Annotated in this window: 25 protein-coding genes and 2 tRNA genes; 13 read left to right on the top strand and 14 right to left on the bottom strand. The window is 62.9% G+C overall.

The annotated features are described in order from the left end of the window. The first annotated feature begins 111 nt into the window (after positions 1 to 111). The 6 genes from ACSYDV_RS17190 (at position 112) to ACSYDV_RS17165 (ending at position 7,169) form a co-directional block, all read left to right on the top strand. Complete coding sequence (locus tag ACSYDV_RS17190; protein ID WP_438325045.1) at positions 112 to 573, top strand: MarR family winged helix-turn-helix transcriptional regulator; 462 nt, start codon at positions 112 to 114, stop codon at positions 571 to 573. A 104-nt stretch (positions 574 to 677) separates the two neighbouring features. After that, on the top strand, positions 678 to 1,946 hold the full coding sequence (locus tag ACSYDV_RS17185) for an acyl-CoA dehydrogenase family protein (RefSeq protein WP_438325044.1): 1,269 nt from the start codon (positions 678 to 680) through the stop codon (positions 1,944 to 1,946). A gap of 125 nt (positions 1,947 to 2,071) precedes the next feature. Next, the gene (locus tag ACSYDV_RS17180; protein WP_438325043.1) at positions 2,072 to 3,793 is read left to right on the top strand and encodes a sulfatase family protein; all 1,722 of its coding nucleotides are present in this window, start codon (positions 2,072 to 2,074) and stop codon (positions 3,791 to 3,793) included. 24 nt (positions 3,794 to 3,817) lie between these two features. After that, positions 3,818 to 6,061, top strand: coding sequence for a TonB-dependent receptor (locus ACSYDV_RS17175; protein ID WP_438325042.1), 2,244 nt, complete (start codon positions 3,818 to 3,820; stop codon positions 6,059 to 6,061). A gap of 16 nt (positions 6,062 to 6,077) precedes the next feature. Then, entirely contained in the window at positions 6,078 to 6,650 is a 573-nt protein-coding gene (locus ACSYDV_RS17170) for an NADPH-dependent FMN reductase (protein ID WP_438325041.1), read from the top strand. A 114-nt stretch (positions 6,651 to 6,764) separates the two neighbouring features. Beyond that, positions 6,765 to 7,169, top strand: coding sequence for a MarR family winged helix-turn-helix transcriptional regulator (locus ACSYDV_RS17165; RefSeq protein ID WP_438325354.1), 405 nt, complete (start codon positions 6,765 to 6,767; stop codon positions 7,167 to 7,169). Between the two features lie 65 nt (positions 7,170 to 7,234). On the opposite strand, the gene ACSYDV_RS17160 is transcribed toward ACSYDV_RS17165, so the two are convergent. The 8 genes from ACSYDV_RS17160 to ACSYDV_RS17125 all read right to left on the bottom strand — a co-directional run bounded on the left by ACSYDV_RS17160 (position 7,235) and on the right by ACSYDV_RS17125 (position 15,883). Continuing rightward, positions 7,235 to 8,479 carry an acyl-CoA dehydrogenase family protein gene (locus tag ACSYDV_RS17160; RefSeq protein ID WP_438325040.1) on the bottom strand — a complete coding sequence of 415 codons (1,245 nt, stop codon included), beginning with the start codon at positions 8,477 to 8,479 and terminating at the stop codon, positions 7,235 to 7,237. Positions 8,480 to 8,565: 86 nt separating this feature from the next. Then, the gene (locus ACSYDV_RS17155; RefSeq protein ID WP_438325039.1) at positions 8,566 to 9,489 is read right to left on the bottom strand and encodes a LysR family transcriptional regulator; all 924 of its coding nucleotides are present in this window, start codon (positions 9,487 to 9,489) and stop codon (positions 8,566 to 8,568) included. Between the two features lie 29 nt (positions 9,490 to 9,518). Then, a complete protein-coding gene (locus tag ACSYDV_RS17150) occupies positions 9,519 to 10,700 on the bottom strand; it encodes a CDP-glycerol glycerophosphotransferase family protein (protein ID WP_438325038.1) in 1,182 nt (393 codons plus the stop codon). 4 nt (positions 10,701 to 10,704) lie between these two features. Beyond that, entirely contained in the window at positions 10,705 to 11,454 is a 750-nt protein-coding gene (locus ACSYDV_RS17145; RefSeq protein ID WP_438325037.1) for an HAD family hydrolase, read from the bottom strand. A 98-nt stretch (positions 11,455 to 11,552) separates the two neighbouring features. Beyond that, positions 11,553 to 13,676, bottom strand: coding sequence for a prolyl oligopeptidase family serine peptidase (locus tag ACSYDV_RS17140; protein WP_438325036.1), 2,124 nt, complete (start codon positions 13,674 to 13,676; stop codon positions 11,553 to 11,555). 65 nt (positions 13,677 to 13,741) lie between these two features. Continuing rightward, complete coding sequence (locus ACSYDV_RS17135) at positions 13,742 to 14,164, bottom strand: DUF4112 domain-containing protein (RefSeq protein ID WP_438325035.1); 423 nt, start codon at positions 14,162 to 14,164, stop codon at positions 13,742 to 13,744. 41 nt (positions 14,165 to 14,205) lie between these two features. Beyond that, positions 14,206 to 15,711 carry an ABC transporter substrate-binding protein gene (locus ACSYDV_RS17130; protein WP_438325034.1) on the bottom strand — a complete coding sequence of 502 codons (1,506 nt, stop codon included), beginning with the start codon at positions 15,709 to 15,711 and terminating at the stop codon, positions 14,206 to 14,208. Between the two features lie 86 nt (positions 15,712 to 15,797). Further along, positions 15,798 to 15,883 (bottom strand) — tRNA-Leu (locus ACSYDV_RS17125). A gap of 143 nt (positions 15,884 to 16,026) precedes the next feature. Here ACSYDV_RS17125 and ACSYDV_RS17120 point away from each other — a divergent pair. The 3 genes from ACSYDV_RS17120 (at position 16,027) to ACSYDV_RS17110 (ending at position 18,679) form a co-directional block, all read left to right on the top strand. Beyond that, on the top strand, positions 16,027 to 16,875 hold the full coding sequence (locus ACSYDV_RS17120; RefSeq protein WP_438325033.1) for a sterol desaturase family protein: 849 nt from the start codon (positions 16,027 to 16,029) through the stop codon (positions 16,873 to 16,875). A 98-nt stretch (positions 16,876 to 16,973) separates the two neighbouring features. Further along, positions 16,974 to 17,915: an ABC transporter ATP-binding protein gene (locus ACSYDV_RS17115; protein WP_438325032.1), complete on the top strand. Its 942-nt coding sequence runs from the start codon at positions 16,974 to 16,976 to the stop codon at positions 17,913 to 17,915. After that, complete coding sequence (locus ACSYDV_RS17110; protein ID WP_438325031.1) at positions 17,912 to 18,679, top strand: ABC transporter permease; 768 nt, start codon at positions 17,912 to 17,914, stop codon at positions 18,677 to 18,679. Before ACSYDV_RS17115 ends, ACSYDV_RS17110 begins: the two co-directional genes overlap by 4 nt. A gap of 76 nt (positions 18,680 to 18,755) precedes the next feature. On the opposite strand, the gene ACSYDV_RS17105 is transcribed toward ACSYDV_RS17110, so the two are convergent. The 5 genes from ACSYDV_RS17105 to aroA all read right to left on the bottom strand — a co-directional run bounded on the left by ACSYDV_RS17105 (position 18,756) and on the right by aroA (position 23,849). Further along, complete coding sequence (locus tag ACSYDV_RS17105; protein ID WP_438325030.1) at positions 18,756 to 19,034, bottom strand: integration host factor subunit beta; 279 nt, start codon at positions 19,032 to 19,034, stop codon at positions 18,756 to 18,758. A gap of 200 nt (positions 19,035 to 19,234) precedes the next feature. Continuing rightward, complete coding sequence (gene rpsA / locus ACSYDV_RS17100; protein WP_438325029.1) at positions 19,235 to 20,947, bottom strand: 30S ribosomal protein S1; 1,713 nt, start codon at positions 20,945 to 20,947, stop codon at positions 19,235 to 19,237. A 289-nt stretch (positions 20,948 to 21,236) separates the two neighbouring features. Further along, positions 21,237 to 21,866, bottom strand: coding sequence for a (d)CMP kinase (locus tag ACSYDV_RS17095; RefSeq protein WP_438325028.1), 630 nt, complete (start codon positions 21,864 to 21,866; stop codon positions 21,237 to 21,239). Beyond that, positions 21,866 to 22,399 (bottom strand): hypothetical protein, encoded by a 534-nt coding sequence (locus ACSYDV_RS17090; protein ID WP_438325027.1) that lies wholly within the window; start codon positions 22,397 to 22,399, stop codon positions 21,866 to 21,868. The genes ACSYDV_RS17095 and ACSYDV_RS17090 overlap by 1 nt, the downstream gene beginning before the upstream one ends. A gap of 112 nt (positions 22,400 to 22,511) precedes the next feature. Continuing rightward, complete coding sequence (gene aroA, locus ACSYDV_RS17085; protein ID WP_438325026.1) at positions 22,512 to 23,849, bottom strand: 3-phosphoshikimate 1-carboxyvinyltransferase; 1,338 nt, start codon at positions 23,847 to 23,849, stop codon at positions 22,512 to 22,514. 124 nt (positions 23,850 to 23,973) lie between these two features. On the opposite strand from aroA, the gene ACSYDV_RS17080 reads away from it, so the two are divergent. Beyond that, positions 23,974 to 24,300, top strand: a complete 327-nt coding sequence (locus ACSYDV_RS17080; RefSeq protein ID WP_438325025.1) for a TIGR02300 family protein — start codon at positions 23,974 to 23,976, stop codon at positions 24,298 to 24,300. Positions 24,301 to 24,421: 121 nt separating this feature from the next. Beyond that, positions 24,422 to 24,497 (top strand) — tRNA-Ala (locus ACSYDV_RS17075). Between the two features lie 146 nt (positions 24,498 to 24,643). On the opposite strand, the gene ACSYDV_RS17070 is transcribed toward ACSYDV_RS17075, so the two are convergent. Further along, positions 24,644 to 25,090: an RrF2 family transcriptional regulator gene (locus ACSYDV_RS17070; protein WP_438325024.1), complete on the bottom strand. Its 447-nt coding sequence runs from the start codon at positions 25,088 to 25,090 to the stop codon at positions 24,644 to 24,646. Positions 25,091 to 25,283: 193 nt separating this feature from the next. On the opposite strand from ACSYDV_RS17070, the gene ACSYDV_RS17065 reads away from it, so the two are divergent. Together ACSYDV_RS17065 and ACSYDV_RS17060 are read left to right on the top strand one after the other, a co-directional pair. Then, a complete protein-coding gene (locus tag ACSYDV_RS17065) occupies positions 25,284 to 25,808 on the top strand; it encodes a hypothetical protein (protein WP_438325023.1) in 525 nt (174 codons plus the stop codon). Beyond that, a complete protein-coding gene (locus ACSYDV_RS17060; protein WP_438325022.1) occupies positions 25,792 to 26,517 on the top strand; it encodes a COG3904 family protein in 726 nt (241 codons plus the stop codon). The genes ACSYDV_RS17065 and ACSYDV_RS17060 overlap by 17 nt, the downstream gene beginning before the upstream one ends. Positions 26,518 to 26,561 lie beyond the last annotated feature (44 nt).

The following is a 26,561-nucleotide window of genomic DNA, read 5'->3' as shown; positions in this document are numbered from 1 at the left end:
GCATGAAGCGAACGAGTGTTTCGGTTGGCATGTTGATCCCCGGCGAAACCCGAAAATTGGCGACAAACCGCTGCGATGCAGACCTGTGTGGCGTGAGTAGAAGGATAGTAAATGGCCAGTCCCTTCCTGATGATGAATCTGCTCAGTGCCGTCTACTGGTTTGACGAGGCGCTGCAGGCTGCGCTCAAGGAAGCCGGAATTTCCAATGTAACGCGCGCGCAATCGATGCTGATCGCCAATATTTCGGCCGGTGAAAGCCGTGCGACCCGCATCGCACGCAACCTTGGCGTCACGCGCCAGGCGATCAGCCTGATGATCGCTGAACTCGAAGGGCGCGGACTCGTGGAAGTCGTACCCGATCCCGACGATCGCCGCGCCCGCATCGTCCGCTTTCCCGAACAGGCGACCGAAACCCGCCGGGCGGCTTCGGCGATCCTCAATTATCTGGAGGTCGCACTGGTCGAACGGCTCGGACTGCCGACCTATCACGGGCTGCGTGATGCGATGATGAAGGACTGGGGCGAGCCGCCGAAAGTGCCGGCTAGCGTATTGAAAACCTTGGAGGCGGATTAGTCGACGGCGTGACGCATCCGAATATTAGTAAAGTTTCTTGACAAAAATATTCCTCATCCTAGTTTGACGATGTGATCGATACATCGCCTGGGAGAGAGGATGATATGAATATCGCCGTACAAGCAAAACAGGCCGAGGCGGAGCATTTCGCCGACCGGCGCATCCCGGCCGGGGGCGATTGGTTGCCCCGTGCCGAACTCGACGCGCTGACGCCCGAGGAATTGGTGCGCCGGACGACGGCGCTCAAACCGCTGGTCGCGGCGCATGCGCTCGAATGCGAACAGTTGCGCCGCCCGGTCGATGCGGTGTGGAACGCGATCCGCAAGACAGGCTGCTTCTATCATTTCGTGCCGAAGCGCTATGGCGGGCTGGAGTTCGACATCGACAGCTTTATCGACGCGATGCTGCCGATCGCGGAAGGGTGCGGATCGACCGGTTGGGTTACCGCCTTTTGCGTCGAGCATAACTGGATGCTGGCCCAGTTCCCGGAGAAGTTCCAGGACGAAACCTTTGGCGGGGACTTCCCTTATATCATCGCGCCGGGTGCCACCAATCCGCCGGGCGTCGCCGAACCGGTCGAGGGCGGTTATCGCCTGTCCGGGGTCTGGAAATGGGGTACCGGGGTCATGCACGCCGACTGGGTCCTGCTGGTCGGTATGGTTCCGGGCGAAAGCCCCCCCCGCCAGCTGTTCCTTGGTCTGCCGGCGGCCGATGTCGAGGTACTGGATACGTGGGACGTCGCGGGAATGGCGGGCACCGGCAGCAATGATATCCGCTGCCGCGATATCTTCGTCCCCGAACATCGCGTGATGGACATGGGCGAAATGCGCAATGGTTGCGCGCCGGGGGCGGCCATTCACGCCCACAACCCGGTCTACCGGATGCCGATGACGCCGTTTCTGGCCATCACGGCGGCGATCGCGGCGGTCGGCGTCGCGCGCTCGGCCATCGATCATTTCAAGGAACGGATCGGGGTGCGCACCCTGCTCGGCACCACGACCAAGCAGATCGAAAAGCCCGCCGCGCATATGCGGCTGGGTGAAGCGGCGGCGATGACCGAGACCGCCGAAATGATCCTGCGCGAGGTCGGGCGCCGCAATGTGGCGCTGGCGTCGCAGGAGGGGCTGGTCCGCAACGAAGACCGGATCGCGCTGCGCGCACAGGTCGCGCTGGCGATGGATATGTGCCGCAGGGCGATTCGGCTTGTCGTGGAGGGCGCGGGTTCGAGCGCGCATATGACGAGCAGTCCGTTGCAGCGCGCGCTCCGCGACATCAACGTCATGGCAAGCCACGTCGTCTATGATTTCGATGCTGCGACCGAGCTTCATGGCCGTGCGCTGATTGGCCTTGGGCCGAATAGCCCCGTGTTCTGACACGGCGGTCGATCCGGGGGCGTATAAAATATTTTGCGCAATTAACTTGACAAAATATTCGCCCCCGGCATGATCTTAGAATACTAACTATAACAACGACACAACCGGCTTTTGGGAGGTACGGTATGCGCGACGGGACGGGAATCGATCGGCGGACTCTGCTCGCAGCAGGCGCGGCCGCGCTGGTCGCTACGAATGGCGCCCGGGCCCATTCGGCGCCGGGCGCACCGGCGGTGGCTCGCCCACGCGGCAAGCGTCCCAACATCCTGCTCATCGTCAACGATCAGGAACGCGCGCTCGCCGACATACCGGAAAAACTGCCGCTTCCCGCCCATGAATGGCTGCGCGAAAAGGGGATGTCCTTCGATCGCTTTCATGTGAACACCACACCGTGCGGGCCATCGCGGTCGAACATCTATACGGGCCTGCACACCCAGCACAGCGGGATTTATGCCAACCCCAATTCGCCGCCGCACCCGCAGCTCAGCCCGCAGATCCCGACGATCGGAACGATGCTGCGCGGCGCCGGATATCGCACGACCTACAAGGGCAAATGGCATCTTTCGAACATCAACGAGGGACGGAATTTCCGCGGCGTCGCGGCGGGCATTTTCCCCAACACGGCGGACATTCTCGAACCATATGGTTTCTCAGGCTATAATTTCGATGGCGAGCGAGAAGGGCTGAGCTGGGAAGGTTTCAAGAATGACGGCGTGACGGCCGCCGAAGCCGTCAGCCAGCTTCGCGCTTTTGCGGGCGAGGATGGCGACGCACCGTGGTTTATGGCGGTGAACTTCGTCAATCCGCACGACATCATGTTTTACGATCCGACGGGGGCGGGCGAGGGGACGCGCGCGCGGCCGAACCTGATCGCGCCGCTGCTCGCTGCGCCGGGCGATCCCATCTATGATCGCGACTGGGGCTTTCCACTGCCCAAAAGCTATTACCTCGACGATCTGTCGCGCAAACCGCGGGCGCACGAGGCGATCACCGCCAGCTCGGCCGCTTTCTATGGCCGGATGCGCCACGAGGACGAGGCGGTTTGGCTGCGCAATCAGAACTATTATTTCAACTGCATCCGCGACGTCGATCGCCATATGAAGACGGTGATCGACGGACTGATTGCATCGGGGCAGCTCGACAACACGATCATATTGTTCACGTCCGACCATGGCGAGCGCGCCGGCGCGCACCGGATGCGGCAGAAGGGCGGCACCATCTATAAGGAGGATGTCGGCGTGCCGCTGGTCGTCGTGCACCCCGACCTTCGCGGCGGCACCACGACGCAGGCGCTGGGTAGCGCGGTCGATCTGGTCCCGACGATGTTGTCGCTGGCCGGTATCACCGATGCCGAGCGCCGCGAAAGTCATCCCGCGCTGGTCGGCCATGATCTGTCGCCTGCGCTCGCCTCGCCGAAAGCCCGGACAGCGCGCGACAAGGCAGGGGTCTTCTTCAACTATGCCGTGCGCTACGGATGGAACGCACCCGATGTCCCGGCCGGGGTCGACGAGATCAAGCCGCTTCCCGAAAACGACCTGATGCTGCGCCGTCTGCATCGCGGCGTCCACGACGGGCGCTACAAATTCGCACGCTATTTCGCGCCCGCGCAGCACCATATCCCGACGCGCTGGAGCGACCTTGTCACCTATAATGATCTTGAACTGTACGACACGGTGTCCGACCCCGACGAGCTCAACAATCTCGCCTGGCAACCGGAAGCCCACAAAGCGGTCATCCAGCGTCTGAACGAACAGACAAACGCGCTGATCGCATCGGAAATTGGCGTCGACAACGGCGCCGAATATCCAGGTCCGGCCTCACAATACAGCACATTGCGCCTGACCTGATCCGCTCACCTTGGGAGAGGTAATATGAAAACCGCCAGAGTTTTTTGGGGGACCGCGCTTGCGCTGGTCATGGGATCGCCCGCCTTCGCACAGGATGCTGCACCCGAAAGTGCAGAGGCGCGCGACGACGGCCAGACGATCATCGTCACCGCGACGCGCCGTGAACAGACGCTGCAGGAAGTGCCGATTTCGGTGGCTGTGGTCAGCGGCGATCAGATTGAAAAATCCGGAATCCTGTTGTTCGACGACGTCCAGGACACGGTCCCCAATCTTCAGATCGACCGCACCAACGGCAATTTCGCGATCACGATGCGCGGGCTGGGTGCTGGAACGGGCAATTTGTCCTTTGAACAGTCGGTCGGGCTGTTCGTTGATGGCGTCTATCTCAGCCGCGCGCGGTCGTTCCAGAACCCTCTGCTCGACGTCGAGCGCGTCGAGGTCGTCAGGGGACCGCAGGGCGCATTGTTCGGCAAGAACACCAACGCCGGGGCGATCAGCGTTGTCAGCCGTCGGCCGACGCGCGACTTCGAAGGCTTTGTGCGCGCCGGCGGCGAGATCGAACAGGGCGGCTGGAATCTCGAGGGCGCGGTCTCGGGGCCGATCTCCGACACGCTCAGCGTTCGTTTGACGGGCCGTGCCGGTGAAATCGGCGAAACGATGCATAATGTGATCACCGGTCGCAAGGAAAACGGATCGCGCTTCACGGGCATTCGTGGCCAGATTCTGTGGGAACCGAGCGACGATTTCGAGGCGCTGGTGAAGGTCGAGCATGCGACGAACCGCATGGACGGCGGCGCGACCGTGTTCAACAATATCGGTGGACCAGCTTGCGCGCTCTGCAACGCGGTGCGCAACTCGGGCGTCGATGTGCCCGAATATCCCTCGTTCCGCCGCGCTGCGAAGACGATCAACCCCGAATATGACGACACCGAAACGACGTCGGCGCAATTGACGATGAACCTCGATGTCGGCGACTGGACCTTCACCTCGGTCAGCGCCTATGGAAAACTCGATGCCGGGGTGACGGCCGATTATGATGGTCCGCTGACCTTCCTTGAATCGGATATCACCGAAAAGTCGGATTCGATTTTTCAGGAAGTGCGCGCCCAGCGCGCAATCGGTGACGGCGGTGCCTTTATCGGCGGCCTGACCTATATCAAGACCGATTTGCACATTCAGCAGGCGTCGCTGTTTGGCGCAGCGAGCGCCGGGGTGCCGCTGCCGCTCAACGGATTATCGACGCGGCAGTTTGATCAAAAGGGTGAATCCTGGTCGCCCTTCGCGTCGATCGAGGTGCCGGTCAGTGAACGGATCATGCTCAGCGGCAGCTTGCGCTATTCCAGGGAAAAGCGTCGCGGCCGTGCGCGCTCGTTCAACGTCGGGGTCTTCCCGCCAACCTATCTCCCCTATGACCTCACCGAGACGCGGACCGAGAATTTGTGGGATTATTCGCTGCGCGCGCGATATGAATTCTCGCGGGACGCCTATGTCTATCTGAGCTACGCGACGGGCACCAAGGGCGGGGGGTTCGTATCGAACGACGCCCTGTTGCTGTTCAACATCAACAATGGCTCGGCGACCTTCCAATATGATTCCGAACGCGCGCGATCGCTGGAAATCGGCGGGAAGTTCCGGTTCATGGACGGCAAGGGGCAGCTGAATGTCGCGCTGTTCCGGACACGGTTCGCCGACCTGCAAGTGTCCGAATATAATGGCACCGCTTTCATTACCGGCAATGCCGCCTCGGCGATCTCGCAGGGGGTGGAGGTCGATACCAGCATCGGCCTTGGCGACCATTGGACGATCGGCGGGACGCTCGGCTATCTCGATGCGCATTATAAGGATTATCCGGGCGGCGCCTGCCTTTATGACGCCCCGGTCACCTGCACCCCGGCGACCAATAATCTCGCCGGAACGCGGCTGGTCCGTGCGCCGGAGTGGACGGCCAGCGGATTTATCGAGGCGAAATATCCGGTTTCGGACGGCCTCCAGATCATTGGCCGCGCGTCGGCCAACACCCAGTCGCGGTCGTTTTTCCAGCCTGACATGAACCCGCTCAACTCGCAGCCCGCCTTCACCAAGTTCGACGCGCGGCTGGCGCTGGGACGCGAGGACGGCAAGTGGGAAGTCGCGCTTGTCGGCCGGAACCTCACCGACAAGGTGACGATCAGTCAGGCGTTCAACACGCCGACGTTCGGCGGTGACAGCCATATGGCGCTGGTGGGGGCTCCGCGGACGGTCACGCTGCAGCTGTCGCTGGATTTCTGACGGCGGGGAGGGCGCTATGGCACAGGCAGAGGTGTTGCTGCTCGCCGGGGGCACGCGCAGCGGCTCGCTGAATGAAAAGCTGATCGGGTGCGCAATGCGCGTCGTCCGGGATCATGGCCTGGGCGCGACGCGCATCTCTCTGTCCGACTATCGGCTTCCGCTGTTCGGGGTCGATACGTCTTCGATCGGCGATGTGCCGGAGGCTCTGGCGCTCAAGGCGATATTCGCGCGGCACGATGCGGTGATCCTGGCCAGCCCCGAACATAATGGGTCGGTCACCGCGATGCTGAAAAATGCGATCGACTGGATATCCTGCCCGGGCGAAAGTGAAGCGCCGCAATCCTATCACGCTTTTCGTCGAAAGGCCTTTGGCCTGTTGTCGGCGTCATCCAGTCCCTTCGGCGGTTTGCGGGGGCTTTCCCAGCTTCGTCATATATTGACCACGGTGCAGGCGCTGGTCGTCCCCGAACAACTCAGCGTTCCGCATGCTCATCGCGCATTCGACGCGGAAGGCGATCTTGCGGACCCTTTTCTTGCGCGGGTTCTCACCGAACTTGTCCAGTCGGTCATCGAGGTTGCGCGGCGTTAGACCTTTGCAGCGGAAGGGGTGTTCGAGCGGAAAGTGGAGAGGTTTCAAGACACGAAACGGTCGGATGCAACCCGCTATTGGGCATTCGAAGATAGTCTTGGTTATCTCGCCCGGATGGTCTTCCGGTCATTTTCAGTGCTGCGCGAACAGCGGACTCGCGATTATGGCGTATCTGCCGGGCAATGGGCCTTCCTCCGGCAGCTTTGGCGTGAAGACGGGATCAGCCAGCGGGAGTTGAGCCGGCGACTGGCGATGCGCGACGCCACAACGGTCGTAACGCTTCGCGGAATGGAGCGCGCCGCGCTGGTCCATCGGCGGGTCAATCGTTGTGATCGCCGCGAGACGCTGGTGTTCCTTACACCGCACGCCCGATCTTTGGAGAAGGTCCTGCTTCCCGTCGCTGCGGACGTGCAATTGCAAGCGACCCGCAATTTTTCGGTCGAAGAGATTGAAACGCTGCGCGGGCTGTTGATCCGCGTGATCGAGAATCTTTCGCATGAAGATCCGTTTTCCCGCTGAGCGCCGCAGGACGACTGCGTTCCGGGAAAGGGGTGGGCGGTGACTCTCGGCCACCGCCCGCGCGATCAATGGCGCCCGAGTTCGTCGCGGCCGACGACCATATAATGGACCTCGTCGGGACCGTCGGCGAAGCGTAGGTGGCGGACATCGGCGTAAAGTTCCGCCAGCGGGGTCCAGTGCGAAATGCCCGTCGCACCGTGGATCTGGATCGCCTGATCGATGATCTGGCAGGCGCGTTCGGGAACCATCGCTTTAGCCATGCTCACCCAGACACGCGCTTCGCGATTGCCGAGCAGGTCCATCGCCTTTGCGGCCTTCAGGACGATCAGGCGCATCGCCTCGATGTCGATCCGCGCCCGCGCGATGACTTCCATATTCTTGCCGAGCTGCGACAGTGGCTTGCCGAAGGCAGTGCGCGAATTTCCGCGCTTCACCATCAGGTCCAGCGCGACCTCGGCCTTGCCGATCGTGCGCATGCAATGATGGATGCGGCCCGGCCCGAGGCGCATCTGCGAAATCTCGAACCCGCGGCCTTCGCCGAGCAGCATATTGTCCTTTGGCACGCGGACATTTTCGAATCGCATATGCATATGGCCCTGCGGTGCGTGGTCGTCGCCAAAGACGCGCATCGGCCCCAGCACCTGCACGCCGGGCGTGTCCATCGGCACCAATATTTGCGAATGCTGGGCCTTTCGGGCGGCTTCTGGGTTGGTCTGGACCATGCAGATCAGGATTTTGCAGCGCGGATCGCCGGCGCCGCTGATGAAATATTTCTCGCCGTTGATGACCCACTCATCGCCCTCGAGCCGCGCGCTCGTTTCGATATTCCCCGCGTCGGATGAGGCGACATTGGGCTCGGTCATCACATAGGCCGAACGGATTTCGCCGTTCAGGAGCGGCTTCAGCCAGCGTTCTTTCTGGTCGGGAGTGCCAACCATTTCGAGCACTTCCATATTGCCGGTGTCGGGCGCCGAGCAGTTCAGCGATTCCGACGCGAGCGGCGACTTGCCAAGCTCGGCGGCGATATAGGCATAGTCCAGATTGCTGAGCGGCGTGCCGGTGTCGCCGTGGGGAAGGAAGAAGTTCCAGAGGCCGGCGGCCTTCGCTTTGTTCTTCGCCTCCTCAAGCAGTTCGAGCTGCCCCGGAGCCCAGCTCCAGCGATCGGCGCGCCCTTCGCCAAGCCGGAAAAACTCTTCGGTGATCGGATCGACATTTTCGGCGATGTGACGTTTTACGGCGTCAAAAAGCGGCTGGGCTTCTTTCGACATTCTCAGGTCGTTGAGCTCGGCCTGCAGTTCGATCTCGGTCATGGGCATTTTCTCCAATGAATTTCGCCGCCAAGGCTAGCTGCGTCACGTCATTTAAGAAAATGATAGGATGGAATATCTTATATTCGTCAGGAGAATGGCTTGTCGGCGGTTCTCAGCTCTTCGACGATGATCGCGCGCAACCAGCCAAGCCCCGGATCGGCCTGCGCCGCCTGATGCCAATAGAGATAGCTCCCGCTCCGTTCGACCGGCAGCGGCAACTCGACAAGTTGCATCGGCCACATCGCGTCGAGCACTTCGGCATGCGATCGGGGGAGCGCGAAGAGCATGTCCGACGAGGCGACGATCTGCCACGCGGTGATGGCATGCTGGCATCGTACCGCGACACGCCGGACAAGGCCCATGCGTTCGAGCGCCATATCCTCAAGCCCCGGGCCATAGGGCCGCGCAGTCGCGATAATATGTTCGAGCGCGAGGTAGGTGTCGAGGTCGATCGCCCCGTCTACGCGGGGATGCCCCTTGCGCGCCACGAGGACGATCGGTTCGGTCCCCAGATGCTGGCTGCGCAGCCGGTCGTCGGCGGGCAGAGCGACGTCGAGCGCGAGGTCAAGATCGCCGTTTGCGAGCGTCATCACCAGATCGCGCCGGCGAAAGGTCACGCTGGCCAGCGAGACGTGCGGGGCCGCGCTCCGTACCCGCGCAACGAGCGAGGAAAAGCGCGGCATCTCGCCCGACAGGCGCACGCCGATGCGAAACTCGCGCGTTGCCTTGGCGGGATCGAACGACGTCGCTGCATCGAGCGCGACATCGAGCCCGCGCAACGCCTCGCGCACCGGCCCTGCAATCGCGCGCGCCGCCGGGGTCGGCACCAGCCGGTTCCCCTGTCGCACGAAGAGCGGATCGTCGAACGTGTCGCGCAGCTTGGCAAGTGCATGGCTGATAGCGGGCTGCGACAGGTTCAGATGTCGCGCCGCCGCCGAAACGCCGCCCCGCGCAAAGATTGCATCGAATATTCTCAGCAGGTTGAGATCGAACCGGGCAAGATGCCGCAAGGCTTTCTCCTAAGCGAAGTCGGCAGAGGTCATAGCTGGTCCGCAGCCTGCGGCACAGGCTTGGCGGCAAGAAAGTCGAGGATCGCCCACGCGGCGCGCTCGGATGACGGGCGGCTGTCGAGATTGAAGCTGTAGTTCACCAGTTCCTGCTGCCGCTGCCGCAGCGCGTCGGACAGGACCGGCGGTTCGGCGAGTTCGGCGGCGAGTTCGTCCATCGTCTCGACGACCGGCCCCGCGCTCCAATGGGTGAAGTCGCGATTGCCCTGCCACGAAAGATGCCGGGGGTTGAGGAAGATGCACGGCCGCGGTCGGCGGATGAATTCATAAACCTGGCTGCTCGCATCGCCGAGATAGATGTCGGCGGCGTCGGTGTAGGTCATGTCGAGACTGGCGGGGCTGCCGATGTCGATCAGCATATGATCCCGCGGATATTGATCGGGGCGTGGCGGGTTATTCCAGCCGAGCGCGAAGGGGGACAGCGAAGCCGTCAGGCGCTTGGCGAACAACATGATATGCGGCGCGAAGATCAGGTTGTAGCGGTCGCTGGCGGCAAACCAGTCGAGAATTTGCGGTCCCATGCGATACCAGGACGACAGCGCGGGTGACGGATGCGGATTATAGACGACCGTCGGCCGGTTGTTGTCGAACAGGCGCGGGGGGGCCTTGCGCGCGGTGACGTCGAATTTGGTATAGCCGGTGATCGCATAGCCGCCGGGGTTGAGCAGCCCGGCTTCGGCGAGCCGGTCGCGGATTTTCTCGCCCGACAGCAGGACAAGGTCGAACTGGCCGCTCGCCTTGTCAAACCCGATCGCGCGGTCGCCGGCGCCGTGGCGCGTATGGATGATCTTCAGCGATTTGAGGCCGAACCGCGACTTCAGTATCAGCGAGGTCTTCTCGGGCACCACAAGCGCGTCGAGATCGCGGAACAGGTCGAGATTTCGCCCGAGCGAGGAGATGGTGTCGGCGGGGATCGCCCGGCCGGTCGCACGATGGATCGCGCGCGCGAGGGTCGAGGCGGGCTGGAGGCGGATGATGTCCGGTGCTGGACCGTCAAAGGTGGCGGCGAGGCGGCGCACCTCGGGCTCGGTCCCTTCGGCCGTAAAGACGCTGACCCGAACGTCGGGTGCCAGCCGCCGTAGCTGGTACGCGATCGGCAGCGCATGCGCGACCTGATGGCCGCCGTGATGGTTGAAGAGAAAGCCGATGTGCATGATGTCAGCGAGCGCCCTTGTCCCAGTCGAGGAGCGACCAGCCGCGCGCCGCCGCGATCGTGCGCAGCTTCGGTGACGGATTGACCGCAAAAGCCTCGTCGGCAAATTCGAACATCGGCAGATCGGAGGCATGGTCGGAATAGAAGCGGATATGCGCGGCAGCGCGGTCGATGCCCGCATCATCCATGAAAGCGCGGAGCATCCGCAGCTTGTCGTCGCCATAGCAGTTGGTGCCGCCGAGTTCGGGGAGCAGCAGATCGCCGCGCCAGCGCGATGCGGTCGCGACGACATCGTCGATCCCGAGCCGCTGCGCGATCGTCGCGGCATAAAAATGCGGCGCAGCTGTCGCGAGGATGACGCGGCGCCCAGCGGCCCGCTCGGCGGCGATCAGCGCGCGGCCGTCGGCATAGATACCGTTCTCGATAAGTCGGTCGGCGAAGCTGTCGGCCAGCTTTTGCACCTCGGCCCGCGCCAGTGTCCCGCCGATCATCAGCCGGTGCATCAGCGGCTTCATCGTCCGGCGCGGGATCAGCTTCAGCGCATAGAGCAGCGCGGCCGGGATCAGCAACGGCGCGAGCAACAACCGCCAGGGTGCACGGGTGCACGCTGCGAACAGCAGGAAAGGCGTGTAGGTCGGCAGGATCGTCAGCGTGCGGTCGAGGTCGAAAACCGACAGCGCAATGGGGCGCGCGGCGGGGGCGGGTGCGGACGCATCCGTCATCACTTGCCGCTGTACCATCATATCGTCTTTCATCGTGGCGCCCGTCGACCGCGGCATGGTCGCCGCGGCCGCACGATTATGTCTTTTTTGCCGCCGCCGCTAGGTCATTGATAGCGGGCTTGTGGCGATCGTCATCTGGCTTGCGGCTTTTCAACCAGTTCGCGCTGGAGGAAGCCGTGGAGCATTGCGGCCCGCACCGCATCCTCGGCATGATCGGCGCCGACCGAATGGCCGCCCTCCAGATATTCGTGATAATAGACGCTGTTGCCATATTCCTTAAGCCGCGCGGCAAATTTGCGTGCATGTCCCGGGTGGACGCGGTCGTCCTTGGTCGACAGATAGAGGAAGATCGGCGGATATTGCACGCCCTTCCGCACATTCTGATAGGGCGAATATTTCGACATGAAGGCCCAGTCGGCGGGATTGTCGGGATCGCCATATTCGGCAACCCACGACGCGCCGGCGAGCATCTTGTTATAGCGGCGCATATCCTTGAGCGGCGAACCCGAGATGACCGCGCCATAGAGATCGGGGCGCTGCGTCATCGCCGCGCCGACGAGGACGCCGCCGTTCGAGCGGCCCGAAATCGCAATCTTGCCCTTGGCGCTGACGCCGGTGCTCACCAGATCCTCGGCGACCGCGTGCATGTCGTCGAAGCTGTTCTGGCGCTTTTCGCGGAGCGCCGCCTCATGCCAGCCGGGGCCATATTCACCGCCGCCGCGGATATTGGCGAGGACATAGGCGTTGCCGTCCTCGACCCAGAAGAGGCCGAGCGGCCCGGCGCGATAGGGCTGGCCGGTCAGGTAGGCCGGCGTCTGTGCGGCGCGGAAGCCGCCATAAGCGTGGATGAGCGCGGGAACGGGGGCTTTGCTGTCCGTTTTCTTGCGGACGAGGAAATAGGGGACCTTCGTGCCGTCCTTCGACGTTGCAAAACGCTTTTCGACGAGCATCTGGCCGGCGTCGAAGGTTGCGGGCAGGCTCTGGACGCTTTGCGGCGCGCCGCTTTCGCCGACGGCATAAAGCGTCGGCGGCGTCAGCATCGTCTCGGCGGTCGCGAGGGCAATATCGCGCTTGCCGATCGTCCCTGCGATCTGGACCGTTGCATTGGCGGCGAGCGGGACTTCCTTGCGGCTCCATGCGCCGGTTGCTGCATCGCGGCGCAGCGCAAACAACTTGCCCTCGACGTCGTCGAGCGCCTTCACCCACAGGACATTGTCGCTCGCCGAGACATTCTCGATCGCCTGCGCTCGGGTTGGCTCCATCACCTTGACGATCGCGACCTTGCGGTCGGCCGACATGTCGGCAAGAGACAGCGAGACCAGCGATCCTGCGCCTGTTCCGGCATAATCCTTGTTGAGGAAGATGATAGCCTGTCCGTCCAGCACGTCGCGGAAGTCGGCGGTGTCGGGGATGATCGTGCTGATATAGCGCGAGCGGTCGACGTTCGGGATCTTGTAATCGGTGGTGTAAAAGGTTTTGGCGCGGCTGATCACCGGCCAGCGCGTATCGCCGTCCATCGCGGCGAAGACGCTCATTCCGACGTCGGCGGTCTCGCCTTCCGCCACGGTTTCGGCCGCCGACAGCGGGGTTCCCCGCTTCCAGCGCTTGACGATGCGCGGATAGCCCGACGCGGTCATGCTGCCTTCGCCATAATCGGTCGCGACTAGCAAGGTGTCGGCGCCTTCCCACGTCACGCTGCTTTTTGCCTGCGGGACGGTGAAGCCGTCCTTCACAAAGCTTTTGGTCGTGCGGTCCCATTCGCGCACGATGTCCGAATCGGTGCCGCCCGGGCTCAGCGATACCAGACAGCGCGTATATTCGGGGGCGAGGCAGTCGGCGCCGTGCCACACCCAGCTCTGTTTCTCGGCCTTGCCGAGTGCGTCGACGTCGATCAGCGTCGTCCATTCGGGCTTGCCGGCCAGCCATGCGTCGAGCGGGCTCTGCCGCCACAGTCCGCGCGGGTTGGCGGCGTCGCGCCAGACATTGGTGACGGTATCGCCCATCACGGCGTCAGGCATCGCAATCTGCCGGTCGTCGTCGAGGATTTCGCGCGCGCGCTTGCGGTCGGCCTCGAACCCCGGGCGATTCAGCAACAGCTTGTCGGCCGCCGCATTTTCCTTTTTTACCCAATCGAGTGCCTTTGCGCCCTCGATATCCTCCAGCCACAGCCAAGGATCCGCTTCATCCTGCGCGGCGACCGAAACGGCGGCGATCGAACAGCTAAGGGCAAGCGCGGCAAGGCTGGCGCGGATCATGTCATTCTCCATTGGGTGTGGTGATGCTGTGCTAGCACCACCGGACACCTCAAGGAAGCCATGGCCTATTGGTCGATGATGATCGTCCCGGGGTGATGTTTGTCGAGGTGCTTGATGATAATTTTCAGATTGCGCGTGTTCGACCGGAACATGAAGTCGAAGGCGTCGCCGACGAGCGGGATTGCACCGAGCGCGGTATCGACGCCCAGATTGCCCATCATGCGCAAAATCTTCCATTTAGGCATGCCCAGGTTGCGCGCTTCCCAGATCAGGTAGGCGCCCATCGCTGCGGTGATGAGGTCGCCGACCACGGGGACAAGCCCGACGATCGCGTCGAGGCCGACCGGGCGATTGATGCCGGGAACTATGAAGCTGCGTTCCAGAATCATCTCCAGCATCTCGACGCGCTTGCGCAGCGCGGCGGGATCGTTGCGGTTCTGGATCAACGCGTCGAAAATAGCTTCGGGATTGGGCGACGAAGGGGCCATTCGGGTCCTTTCAGGCGCGGGCCAACGGGCACGCTTGGTCATTAATTGGGTGCGGCGATCACGCGATTCAATGGGTGGATCGCACGTGGATTGGCGCGCAGGCCGGTCAGCCGCTGTGCTGCGACCGACCAGCGAAGCGGCGTCGCAATCGGAATGAAAGGGGCGTAGCGCGCCAATATTGCTTCGGCCTCGCCAATCTGCTGGGCACGCTGGCCGGTATCGACGTTGCGGTTGGCAAGGTCGATCAAATTCTGCGCCTCGCGATTGCACAGCGTATCGCGGCGGCAGGACAGGCGGCGCAGCGCCCATATGGGATCATCGTTCGGCATCACTTCGTCGATCAGCTTGAGGTCGGCGGTGGAGGCCATATCGACGCGGGTGCTGGGCACGCCGATCGCGGCCAGATCGGCGGCGACATAGGCGAAGAATATGCGTCCGCCGGGCGAATCGGGCACGGCGATGCGCAGCGGCTCGATCTCGCGCCCGGCAGCGCGCCAGGCATCGACGACGCGCCGCGCCTGCGTCTGGCGCGATGCCTCGTCATAATCGGCCCAAGCGGGCTGAAGCGGCGCGGGGCCGCCCTCGCGCAGATAGAGAGTGGGGCGCAGCGTGACCTGTGGCCGCCATTCGGCCAGACCAAAGGCCTCGATCAGCCGCTCGCGCCGGATCGCGCGCACCAGTGCGTCACGGTTGCTATCGGTGGCGAGAAAGCCTTCGGCGCGCACGAATGCCAGCCCGAACAGTCCCGGGGCCGGATCGACGACCAGCCGGTTGCGCCCGATGTTCGAGGCCGCGAAATAGGGCAGCGACGAAAAGCGGCCGCCAAGCACGGCGTCGGCATAGCCGTTCTTGAACCGGGCGAGTGCCTTATCAGGGGTTACCCCGACGAGCTCGATCGATGCCGCCGGGGCGTTTGCTGCCGCTTCGGCGGCTTCCTGATCCTCGGCGAGCGGATCGGGGACGGGGGAAAGCAGCGCCGCGCGTCCGATCTTGCGCGGCCGCATCGGACCCCAGCCGCGCCCCTTGTTGACGATCGCCATCGACGGCTGCGCCAGCAGTTCGAGGATCGCGGGCTGCGGCACCGACAGGCGGATTTCGATGACGCTGTCGGTCATGGCGCGGATCGCCTCGACCTCCGGAAAATCATCTTTCAGAACGTGGCGGCTGGCGGTGGCGAGATAGGATCGCAGGATCGCAGCAACCTCTTCGGCCACCACCTTGCGCCCGTCGGTCCATTTCGCCTCGCGGACGCGGAAAATATAGCTGCGCCCGTCGGCGGTGACGGTCCAGCGTTCGGCAAGGCCGGTGTCGATCTGTCCTTCGCCGTCATAGCTGACGAGGCCCTGCGACGTCGCGTCGAGCAGCACCGCATTGGCCGCCGACAATTCGCCATTTGCCGGGTTGGCCGAGGCGCTCAGCGGGCCGATAGCCGCTACGCGCACCGGGCCGCGTTCGCCGAACAGGCCGCAACTGGTCATCGACAGCAGAAGGCCCGCTGCCGCCGCCATTCGCATGGCGGTGCGCCGATATCTGCCTGTTGCCGTCATGATGCGCTCGATGTCCTCCGCGTCGCAAATGCCGATCATAGCCATCCGCGGCGAAACCGGAAGGGACGATAGCATATCGGGAAATTTGGTGCGGACGGCGGGACTTGAACCCGCATACCCAGAGGATGGCAGATTTTAAGTCTGCTGCGTCTACCGATTTCGCCACGTCCGCGTACCAACGCCCGTCAAGCGGATGACCGCGAAGAGGTCAAGCGGTGTTTGCGGGCTTCACCGCGCCGTGCTCTGCGACGGGACTGAAATCATCCGTCGGCAACCGGATTTTCACGAGTTTTTGCTTTTAGGAGAAGTGACCCGGTGGTGGGCGTGTCTTGTTGCGAAGATTTGATAATGCAGTGGATTGATGTCAGTGTCGGGGCGTGGTTGGCTGTGCTTCCATTCGCACTGTTCTTTTGCGCACTTGCGCTGCTCACCAAGCGGGGCGCCCGTGCGATTTCCGATGCCCGGCGCGCGGCCGGCGAATGGCGCACTAATCTTCTGATTTTCCTGTTCGATACGCTCGTTGTCCTGCCTTATGTCGGCCTTCCGAGTGCCTGGGTCGCTGCACAGTTTGGCGCTCCCGCAGCCCTGACCGGCTTCTGGTTCGGCGCGCCTGTATTGCTTACCTGTGTCGCGGCGATCATTGCAGGCGACTATATCGGTTACTGGAGACACCGACTGGAACATAGCCCATTATTCTGGCGTTTTCATGCGACGCATCATTCGGATCGCGAAATGAACTGGTTCTCGCTGAACCGGATGCATCCGGGGAACCGCCTGATGACGGTGACGATCGACATGACCCTGCTCGGGTTTTTGGGTTTCCCGCTTTGGGCGATGGTATTGAACGGAATTGTCAGGACGAGCTGGGGCTATTTCATTCACGCCGACTTGCCTTGGACGCTTGGGCTGGCGGGCCGCCTCTTCATATCTCCGTCGGCGCATCGTTGGCACCATGTTCGTGACCAGGCGATGGCAGGAAAGAATTTTGCGACCGTCCTGACCCTGTGGGACCGGATGCACGGCACGTATCAGCCGTCTTTCAAACCCTGTCGCGAACCGACGGGAGTGGAGGGCCATAGCGGTGGTTTTCTGTTCGAAATGCTGCAGCCCTTTGGATTGGCACCGAAGGTGGAAGCGGCGGCGGTACGGCACGGCTCACACTGATCAAGGTGCGCGTCAGGGGCTGAGTTGCTGCCGCGAGACCAGCGCTCGATTTGTTTGCGGGCTTCACCGCGCCGCGTCAGTCGGTTAGACGTCCGTCCATGGAAACAGTCCTCAGCATTTCCGGCCTCGGAAAAACCTATAAGAGCGGCCATCGGGCGCTCGTCGGCGTCGATCTCGACATTGCGAAGGGTGAGATTTTTGCGCTGCTGGGGCCAAACGGCGCTGGCAAGACGACGCTGATCAGCATCGTTTGCGGTATCGTTACGGCCAGCGCGGGGACGGTGACCGTCGCCGGGCACGACCATGCGCGCGACTATCGCGCCGCGCGGACGATGATCGGGCTGGTGCCGCAGGAATTGCACACCGACTCGTTCGAAACGGTGATCGCGACCGTCAGCTTCTCGCGCGGACTTTTCGGCAAGCCGCGCGACCCGGCGTTTATCGAACAGTTGCTGCGCGATCTGTCGCTGTGGGACAAGCGCACATCGAAGATCATGGAATTGTCGGGCGGCATGAAGCGCCGCGTGATGATCGCCAAGGCGTTGAGCCATGAGCCCGAAATCCTGTTCCTCGACGAGCCGACCGCTGGCGTCGATGTCGAGCTGCGCCGCGACATGTGGAACATGGTCCGCGGACTTCGCGAGCGCGGGGTCACCATCATCCTGACCACCCATTATATCGAGGAGGCCGAAGAAATGGCTGATCGGGTGGGAGTGATCAGCAAGGGGCAGTTGATCCTGGTCGAGGAAAAGCATGCGCTGATCAAGAAACTGGGACGCAAGACACTGACGCTCAACCTCGCCGAACCGATGGACGCGGTGCCGGGCGAATTGGCGGACTGGAGGCTTGAGCTGGCCGGGGAGGGGCATGAGCTGGTCTATGAATTCGACAGCCAGGCCGAAGCGACGGGGGTGCCATCGCTGCTCCGCCGGATGAGCGACCTTGGTATCCAGTTCAAGGATTTGCACACGAAGCAAAGCTCGCTCGAGGATATTTTCGTCGGGCTGGTGCATGAGGAAAAGGCGGAGCAGGCGGCATGATTTCGAATATTCGCGGGATCCGCGCCATCTATCTGTTCGAAATGGCTCGTTTTGGCCGGACCTTCTGGACCAGCCTGATGCTGCCGGTGATCACCACGGCACTTTATTTCGTCGTCTTCGGATCGGCGATCGGCAGCCGGATGACCGAGGTCGGCAGCGTGCCCTATGGCGCGTTCATCGTCCCGGGGCTGATGATGCTCACCATGTTCACCGAGAGTATCAGCAACGCCAGTTTCGGCATTTACATGCCGAAATGGACGGGGACGATTTACGAAATGCTGTCGGCCCCCATGTCGCCGCTTGAGCTGTTGATCGCCTATGTCGGCGCGGCGGCGACCAAGTCGGTGATTATCGGCACCATCATCTTTGCCACCGCGCATCTGTTCGTCGATATCCAGGTCGCGCACCCGCTGTGGATGGCGGGGTTCATGATCCTGATGGCGGTGACATTCTGCCTGTTCGGCTTCATCATCGGCATCTGGGCGCAGAGCTTCGAGCAGTTGCAGGTAATCCCGCTGCTCGTCGTCTATCCGCTGACCTTTTTGGGCGGCGCCTTCTACTCGCTCGACATGCTGCCCGCCGCCTGGCGGACGGTGACGCTGTTCAACCCCGTCGTCTATCTGATCAGCGGCTTCCGCTGGACCTTCTTTGGCGAGGGCGATGTCGGGATCGGCGTCAGCATGGGCGCGGTCGCGCTGTTTCTGACATTGTGCCTCAGCATTATCTTCTGGATGTTCCGGACGGGCTATCGGCTCAAGAACTGAGCCGCCGGCCTCCCTGACCCGTCACGGCGATCCCGGCTTCCGCCGGGGCCGCGATGACGGGCAGCAAGACAGAATTTCAGTCGTTCAGGCGCTCACGCATTTCCTTGCCGGGCTTGAAATAAGGCACGGCCTTTGCCTGCACATCCACCGCAGCGCCTGTGCGCGGATTGCGGCCGGTGCGCGAGTCGCGGCTGCGTGTTGAAAACGCCCCGAAACCGCGCAATTCGACGCGCCCGCCCGCAGCAAGCTGCTCGACGATGGAATCAAAGAAGCTGTCGACGATACGTTCGACCTCTTCCAAGCGCAAATCGCTGTTTTCACTTGCGATCTTCTGAACCAGTTCCGACCGGATCATATATTTCCCCTGCTTTTCGTGCGCATCCTGCAAATGCTGGCCACCCCGGACAATGCCGGCTTTTTCGCGTGAGGACCCCTCCCACCGCGGAGGCGAGAGTATCACGATTCATTGTATGGTCAAAAATATATCACCCAAAGGAAAAGGCCCGCAGAGGGACACTCTGCGGGCCTTTATCCGGTGTTACAAAGGGGGAAGGATTAGTCCTTCTTGCCCGCCTTCAGCGCTTCGCCGAGGATGTCGCCAAGCGACGCACCCGAGTCCGACGAACCGTACTGAGCGACAGCCTGCTTCTCTTCGGCGATCTGCATCGCCTTGACCGAGAAGTTGGGCTTCTTCGACCGATCGAAGCCGATGACCATCGCATCGAACTTCTGACCGACCTGATAACGCTCGGCGCGCTGTTCGTCGCGGTCGCGGCCAAGGTCGGCGCGCTTGATGAAGCCGGTGGCGCCATCGTCGCCAGCCTGAACTTCGAGGCCATTGTCGCGGACTTCGAGGACCGTGACGGTGACGACGTCGTTCTTCTTCACCGAGCCAGCAGCAGCGGTACCGCCGCCAACGGCCGGAGCACCCTTTTCAAGCTGCTTGATGCCGAGGCTGATGCGTTCCTTCTCGACATCGACGTCGAGAACGACGACCTGCACGGCCTCGCCCTTGCGGTGGAGGTGCAGCGCTTCTTCGCCCGAGATGCCCCATGCGATGTCCGACATGTGAACCATGCCGTCGACGTCGCCCGGCAGGCCGACGAACAGACCGAATTCGGTCGCATTCTTGACTTCGCCTTCGACGACCGAACCAACGGGGTGCTGGTCGGCAAATGCGCCCCAGGGGTTCGACTGAGCCTGCTTGAGGCCCAGCGAGATGCGGCGCTTGTCGCTGTCGACTTCGAGGACGATGACGTCGACTTCCTGGCTGGTCGAGACGATCTTGCCGGGGTGGACGTTCTTCTTGACCCACGACATTTCGCTGACGTGGACCAGACCTTCGATGCCGGGTTCCAGTTCGACGAACGCACCATAGTCGGTGATGTTCGTGACGGTGCCCGACAGCTTCGCGCCGACGGGATACTTGGCGGCAACGCCTTCCCACGGATCGCTTTCAAGCTGCTTCATGCCAAGGCTGATGCGCTGCGTGTCGCGGTTGATGCGGATGATCTGGACGCGGACGGTGTCACCGATGTTGATGACTTCGCTCGGGTGGTTGACGCGCTTGTAGCTCATGTCGGTGACATGGAGCAGGCCATCGATGCCGCCGAGGTCGACGAACGCACCATAATCGGTGATGTTCTTGACGGCGCCTTCGATGATCTGACCTTCTTCCAGGTTCTGGATCAGGCCCGAACGCTGTTCGGCGCGCGTTTCCTCGAGGATGGCGCGGCGCGACACGACGATGTTGCCGCGGCGGCGATCCATCTTGAGGATCTGGAACGGCTGCGGCAGGTCCATGAGCGGGCCGACGTCGCGCACGGGGCGGATATCGACCTGCGAACCGGGAAGGAACGCCACGGCGCCGCCGAGATCGACGGTGAAGCCGCCCTTGACGCGGCCGAAGATGACGCCTTCGACGCGGGCTTCCTTGTTGAATTCTTCCTCAAGACGATCCCAGGCGGCTTCGCGGCGAGCACGGTCGCGCGACAGCATGGTTTCGCCATTGGCGTTTTCGACGCGGTCGACATAGACTTCGACTTCGTCGCCGACGTTGAGGTCTGCCTTCTGGCCCGGCATCGCGAATTCGCGAAGCGGCACGCGGCCTTCGCTCTTCAGGCCGATGTCGATCACTGCCAGGTCGTTTTCGATCGCGGTGACGGTGCCCTTGACGACGCGGCCTTCAAAGCCGCCGTCAGCACCACCAAGCGATTCATCGAGCATCGCGGCGAAATCGTCGCGCGTCGGGAAAGCCGTAGTGGCCATATATGTGTTTCCTTACTTCATTTGTTCCGGCCAAGCGGTTGGATCCGCTGGTCTTGTGGCCGATCTGCCATGCCCGCCGGATGCGGAGCGCGGCATCCTTTGAACGTCTTTTCGGTCAGGCAGGTGCAAAGCAAAAAGCGCGCGGCGGGTGCATCCCGCCACGCCCGGCGCTCATCTGGAGCGGCGGTCTGTCCATGCCTCAACCGGTTAAAACACCCGTCGGACGCGGCGGCCTATAGTTCAATTGCTGCCCGCGGGCAAAGAAAAAAGGGCGTCCGATGCGTGGGTCTCAGCGGTGTTCCGCAGTGCGTTCGGCGACGAAGGCGATCGCGGCGCCGATCGCGGCGTCCTGATCCAGATTCGTATTGTCGAGCAGCATCGCGTCGGCGGCGCGCAGCAGCGGAGCGTCGGCGCGGCCCGTGTCGCGGGCGTCGCGGGCGTGAATGTCGGCAAGCACCGCGTCATAGCTTATATCGACACCGCGGGCGTGCATTTCGGCGTGACGGCGCCGCGCGCGTTCCTCCGCACTCGCGGTGACGAACAGCTTGGCGTCGGCGTGCGGTGCGATCACCGTGCCGATGTCGCGTCCATCGAGGACGGCGCCGCCAGGCTGGTTCGCGAAATCGACCTGACGCTGGAACAGTGCGGCGCGCACCGCGGGGTGAACCGATGCGCGGCTGGCAAGGCTGCCGGTGCTTTCGTAACGCAGCGCCGGATCATCGAGCAGGCTGTCCGGAAAATCACAGGCGGTGAGGGCGTCGGCGGCGTTGTCGGGGTCGCCGTGGTTGAGCTGCGTCTGATAGCCGACCGCGCGATAGAGCAGCCCGGTGTCGAGTACGGGCACGCCGAAATGCGCGGCGAGTGCCCGCGCTATGGTGCCCTTGCCCGATGCGGTGGGGCCATCGACCGCGATGATCATCAGTTGATCTGGAACGCGTCGATGCGCGCGCTGGTCAGCCGGCCGTCGGGACCGAACAGCAGTTTGAACCAGGCGTCGTTCGCGAATGCGCCGCTGCACGAAGCAATGCCTCCGCCTTCGCCGGCCTTGCCGGGCTCGAGGCAGTCGACCGCGATTTCGGGAAGGAAGGCCCGGACCTTCGCGAGAACATCGGCGCGCGACCGTGCGGCGCCGATCCCCAGCGCGGCGATGTCGCGATTGCCCAGTGCGGCGACGTCGACCAGTTTGATCGCCAGCGTGTCGCCGGCAAAAATGTGGCGGACGCCGACTTCATCTTCCCATTCGCACGATATGCCGTCGTCGTCGCAAGCGTCGCCATTGACCAGCCGGCCGACGGCCTGCGGCGTGCCGGGCATGTTCAGCGGAAAGCGCGAGAAGCTGGCATCGGCGCGGTCGAAGGCGTTGTTGGTGGACTCGGCGGCATGGACTGCGCCGCCCGAGAGGCCGAGAAAGAGGGCGGTCGCGATCAGGGCGGCGGGAAGATGTTTCGTCATCTGATACTCCTCGGCATGACATGTCAGTCAAGTTGACAGGATATTGATAGCATGGCCGGAATTGGCAATCGATGCCCGGGGTCACAGCATCGACGGCCAATATCGTCGTTCCTTAGCCGCGATCCCCCTGAAGGCCCGCGAGCAGGGCTTCAAAATTCGGGAAGCTGGTGGCCACGGGCGCGATATCGTCGATCGTCACCGGTGCCTTGCTGACAAGCCCCGCAATCGCGAAGCTCATGCAGATGCGGTGGTCCAGATGGCCCTCGATCGTCGCGCCGCCGGCCAGCGCTTCGCCGCCGCTGCCATGAATGATCAGCCCGTCTTCGCTTTCTTCGACGCAGACACCGATCGCAGTGAGGCCGGTTGCCATCACCGCGATGCGATCGCTTTCCTTGACGCGCAGTTCGTCGAGGCCGGTTGTGACCGTTCGCCCCTCGGCCAGCGCGGCGGCGACGAACAGGATGGGGAATTCGTCGATCATGCTCGGCGCGACGACGGGATCGACGTCGATGCCTTTCAGTGCGCTGTGGCGAACGCGAAGGTCGGCGACGGGTTCGCCGCCGACTTCACGGGCGTTCAGCAATTCGATGTCGCCGCCCATCTGGCGCAGTACGTCGACCAGTCCGGCGCGTGTCGGGTTGAGCCCGACATTGGCGATGGTGACATCGGAGCCGGGGACGACGAGCGCCGCGACGATAAAGAAAGCAGCCGAAGAGGGGTCGCCCGGAACGACGATCGTCTGCGGTTTCAATTCGGCTTCGCCGGCAATGCGAATATGACGGGTGCCATCGGCATCGACATCGACGGTCAGTTCGGCTCCGAAGCCGCGCAGCATACGCTCGCTATGGTCGCGCGTCGGCACCGGTTCGATGACTTCGGTGATGCCCGGCGTGTTGAGCCCCGCAAGCAGGATCGCACTCTTCACCTGCGCCGAGGCGACGGGCAGGCGATAGGCGAGGGGGACGGCGGGGGCGAGGCCGCGCACCATCAGCGGCAGGCGGCCGCCGGGCGAGGCGCTGATATCGGCACCCATCTGGCTGAGCGGTTCGATGACGCGGCCCATCGGGCGGCCTGACAGGCTGGCGTCGCCGATGAAGGTCGTGGTGATCGGGTGCGTGGCGACCAAGCCCATAAGCAGGCGGGTGGAGGTGCCGCTGTTTCCCATGTCGAGCGCTTCGCGCGGCTGGAGCAGCCCACCGACGCCGACGCCATGGATGCGCCACTCGCCATCTGGGCAGCGCTCAATCGTCGCACCCATCGCGCGCATCGCGGCGGCGGTGGCGAGGACGTCATGCCCCTCGAGCAGGCCGGTGACCCGGCTTTCACCGACCGCAAGCGCAGACAGCATCAGCGCGCGGTGCGAGATGCTCTTGTCGCCGGGAATGGCGATTGTGCCGTTCAGGGGGGACGAGGCGGAAAAGCGGCGCGGGGTGGCTGGGTCATGGGTCATGGCGAGCGGCTTTTGACAGCGCCGCTACAATCTGGCAAGGCGCACGCCGATTTGACGGATAGCTATGCAGCTGCCGTCGTCTTCCGATATTTTTATCCTGTTTCCAGAAGGTTACGAGGTTTTTATGGTAAAGGCTGAATGGGGCGCCAAGCGCAGCTGCCCGAAATGTGCCACGCGATTCTATGATTTGACCAAGGACGATCCGATCAGCTGCATCAGCTGCGGCTATAGCTGGATCCCGGAATCGGTGCTGAAGTCGAAGCAGCCGATGCCGTTCGAGCAGATCGAAAAGCCCGGCAAGGTCGTCAAGGAAGAGGCGGTCGATGACGATCTGGATCTGGACGTCGATGTCGACGAGGACAGCGATTCGCCCGACAACGACGTCGACCTTGGCGGCGACGACGATCTGGGCGTGGCGACGGGCGACGACGATAATGAGGTCGAGAGCTGATTTTTTCGCGAGGGGCCAAAAAAAGCATCGCAAGATGCATTTGGCCCCTTGCATCGGTCGCCTGCACTGGTAAAGGCGGCCTCCCGATCGCAGCCACCCAGCAGCGATCGTTTGAAGATGTGGGGCCTTAGCTCAGCTGGGAGAGCGCCTGCATGGCATGCAGGAGGTCAGCGGTTCGATCCCGCTAGGCTCCACCACTTCTTCAAACCTGGCGCGGACAGCGCTATTCATAGCATGTTGGAAGTGGGCGGTTCGATCCCGCCCGGACCCCGCAGCTTCATCCAAATCATCAGTGAATTTGCAAAGACGGCCGCGCTTGTGCTGCCTGTTTGCCGTGCAGCGTTTACTGCGCCGCGTCTTCGGTTTCGAAAACCGGCTCCATCGTGATCGGGTCGGCCAGCGAAATGCGGTCGAGGATCGAAGCCGTGTCGTCACGGACCTTCAGCATCAGGCTGCGCATCCGGCATTCGGCCTCTGGCAAGCAGTTCTTGCAATGCTCGTGCGCGTTGCGCGCCGCGCACGGCACCAGCGCCAGCGAGCCACGTGTCAGGCGGACAAGATCGCCATAGCTGATGTCGATCGGCGGCAGCGCAAGCTGGTAACCACCGTCGCGCCCGCGTTGCGAAATGAGCAGTCCTTCGCGCGCCATTTCGGACAGAATCACGGTCAGAAATTTGGGCGGAATATTCTGCGCCTCCGCAATGTCCGCGAGCTGGACCTGCCCCTTGCCCCAATGGTCGGCAAGGTGCTGGAAAGCACGGATCGTATAACGGGTCTTCTGCGAGAGCATGGGGCGTTAGTGTGACATATTCAGGCTTAATTCAACCTGTCAGGATGAGATTATCGCGCAAGGTTGATGAAAATCACAGCGGGTGGCATGGAGCAGGAATAAAAGGGGCGCGCAGGACCCATAAAGGGCAACCAAAAGGGTGGAGCGGACGATGCGTAGAATCTTTGGTTTTCCAGCAATTTTTGCGGCATGCATGTTGGCAGTTGCGCCCGCGCAGGCACAATTTGGCGGCCTGCTGCGCAAGGTGACGTCGCCGACCCCGACGCCGAGTCCCAGCCCCGAAAGCGACAATGGTGGCTGCCCCAAGGGCAAGAAGGGCAGTCGCGCGGGCCGTAACATATTGGGCGGCATATTGAACGACGCGATCGGCGACGCCGCCGGCCGGACCGGATTTGGCAGCTATTTGCCGACGGCCGAGGTTGCGGGGACGTTGACCGATGCCATCGCCTGCAAACTCGACCCCGCCGAACAGGTACAGGCCGCGGCGGCGACCGAGGAGGTCACGCGCGGCGAGGCTGTCGGCGCGACCGCCAACTGGACCAGCGAAACGCGCGCGAATGTCAGCGGTTCGTCAACCGTCATTGCCCGCAATGATGAAGAGGGCGGGCGGCGCTGCATGAATGTCACCGACGTCGTGATCGTCGAGGGCGAGGAAACCACGGTGTCGAAGCGCATGTGCAAGGGGCCGGGGGAAGCGCGCTATGTCATCGCGGCCTGACGGCCGTCGTCTGCGGCGCCCGGCGGCGGCGTTGCTCGCCGGGCTGGCGCTGTTGGGTGCGACGCCGATGGACCCGGTCAACAAGACATGCCCGGCGAATCCCGGCTGGTCGCTGAACAAGACGATGACGCTGACCGCGCGGAAACAGGGCGACCGCAAGATATTGCTCGCCGAGGGGCGGATCGATGCGGCGCTGCCCGACCGGCTGAGCGCCGCGCTTGCGGCGAATCCCGACGTCGAGGAAATCTGGGTGAGCTCGCCCGGCGGCGACGCGCGGGCTGGCAATGCCGCCGGCCGGATCATCCGCCAACATCCCGGCATGGTGACGCGCATTCCCAAGGGCTGGGTCTGTTTCAGCGCGTGCAATTTCGTGTTCATGGGCGGCCAGCTGCGTATCGTCGAACCCGGCGGTATCTTCATGGTTCATATGTTCACGCGCACCGGCGATCGCGGCACGATCGACATGAGCGTCGCGATGGGGACCGACGCGACGACCGAGCTCATTGGCGAGATCGAACAGGATGCGGCGCTGCTCGCGAGTGAGGATAATGATTTCCTGATCCGCATGGGGGTGTCTCGCAAGCTGCTGACCGACGTCATGTACCAGCAGAAAGCCGTCGCGGGGCAGGGCGATGACAAGTCGACCCGCCGCTGCCTGACCCAGGCCGAAGTGCTGCAATATAATGTCGCGAACGCCTCCGCCGACTAGAGTTGCAAACAGCAACCAATGACGTAGACTGGCCCGATAACGGG

This window comes from Sphingopyxis selenitireducens (assembly GCF_051550705.1).
Lineage (GTDB): Bacteria > Pseudomonadota > Alphaproteobacteria > Sphingomonadales > Sphingomonadaceae > Sphingopyxis.
The sequence above is the reverse complement of the archived record's forward strand: the minus strand, read 5'-3'. Positions and strand labels throughout refer to the sequence as shown.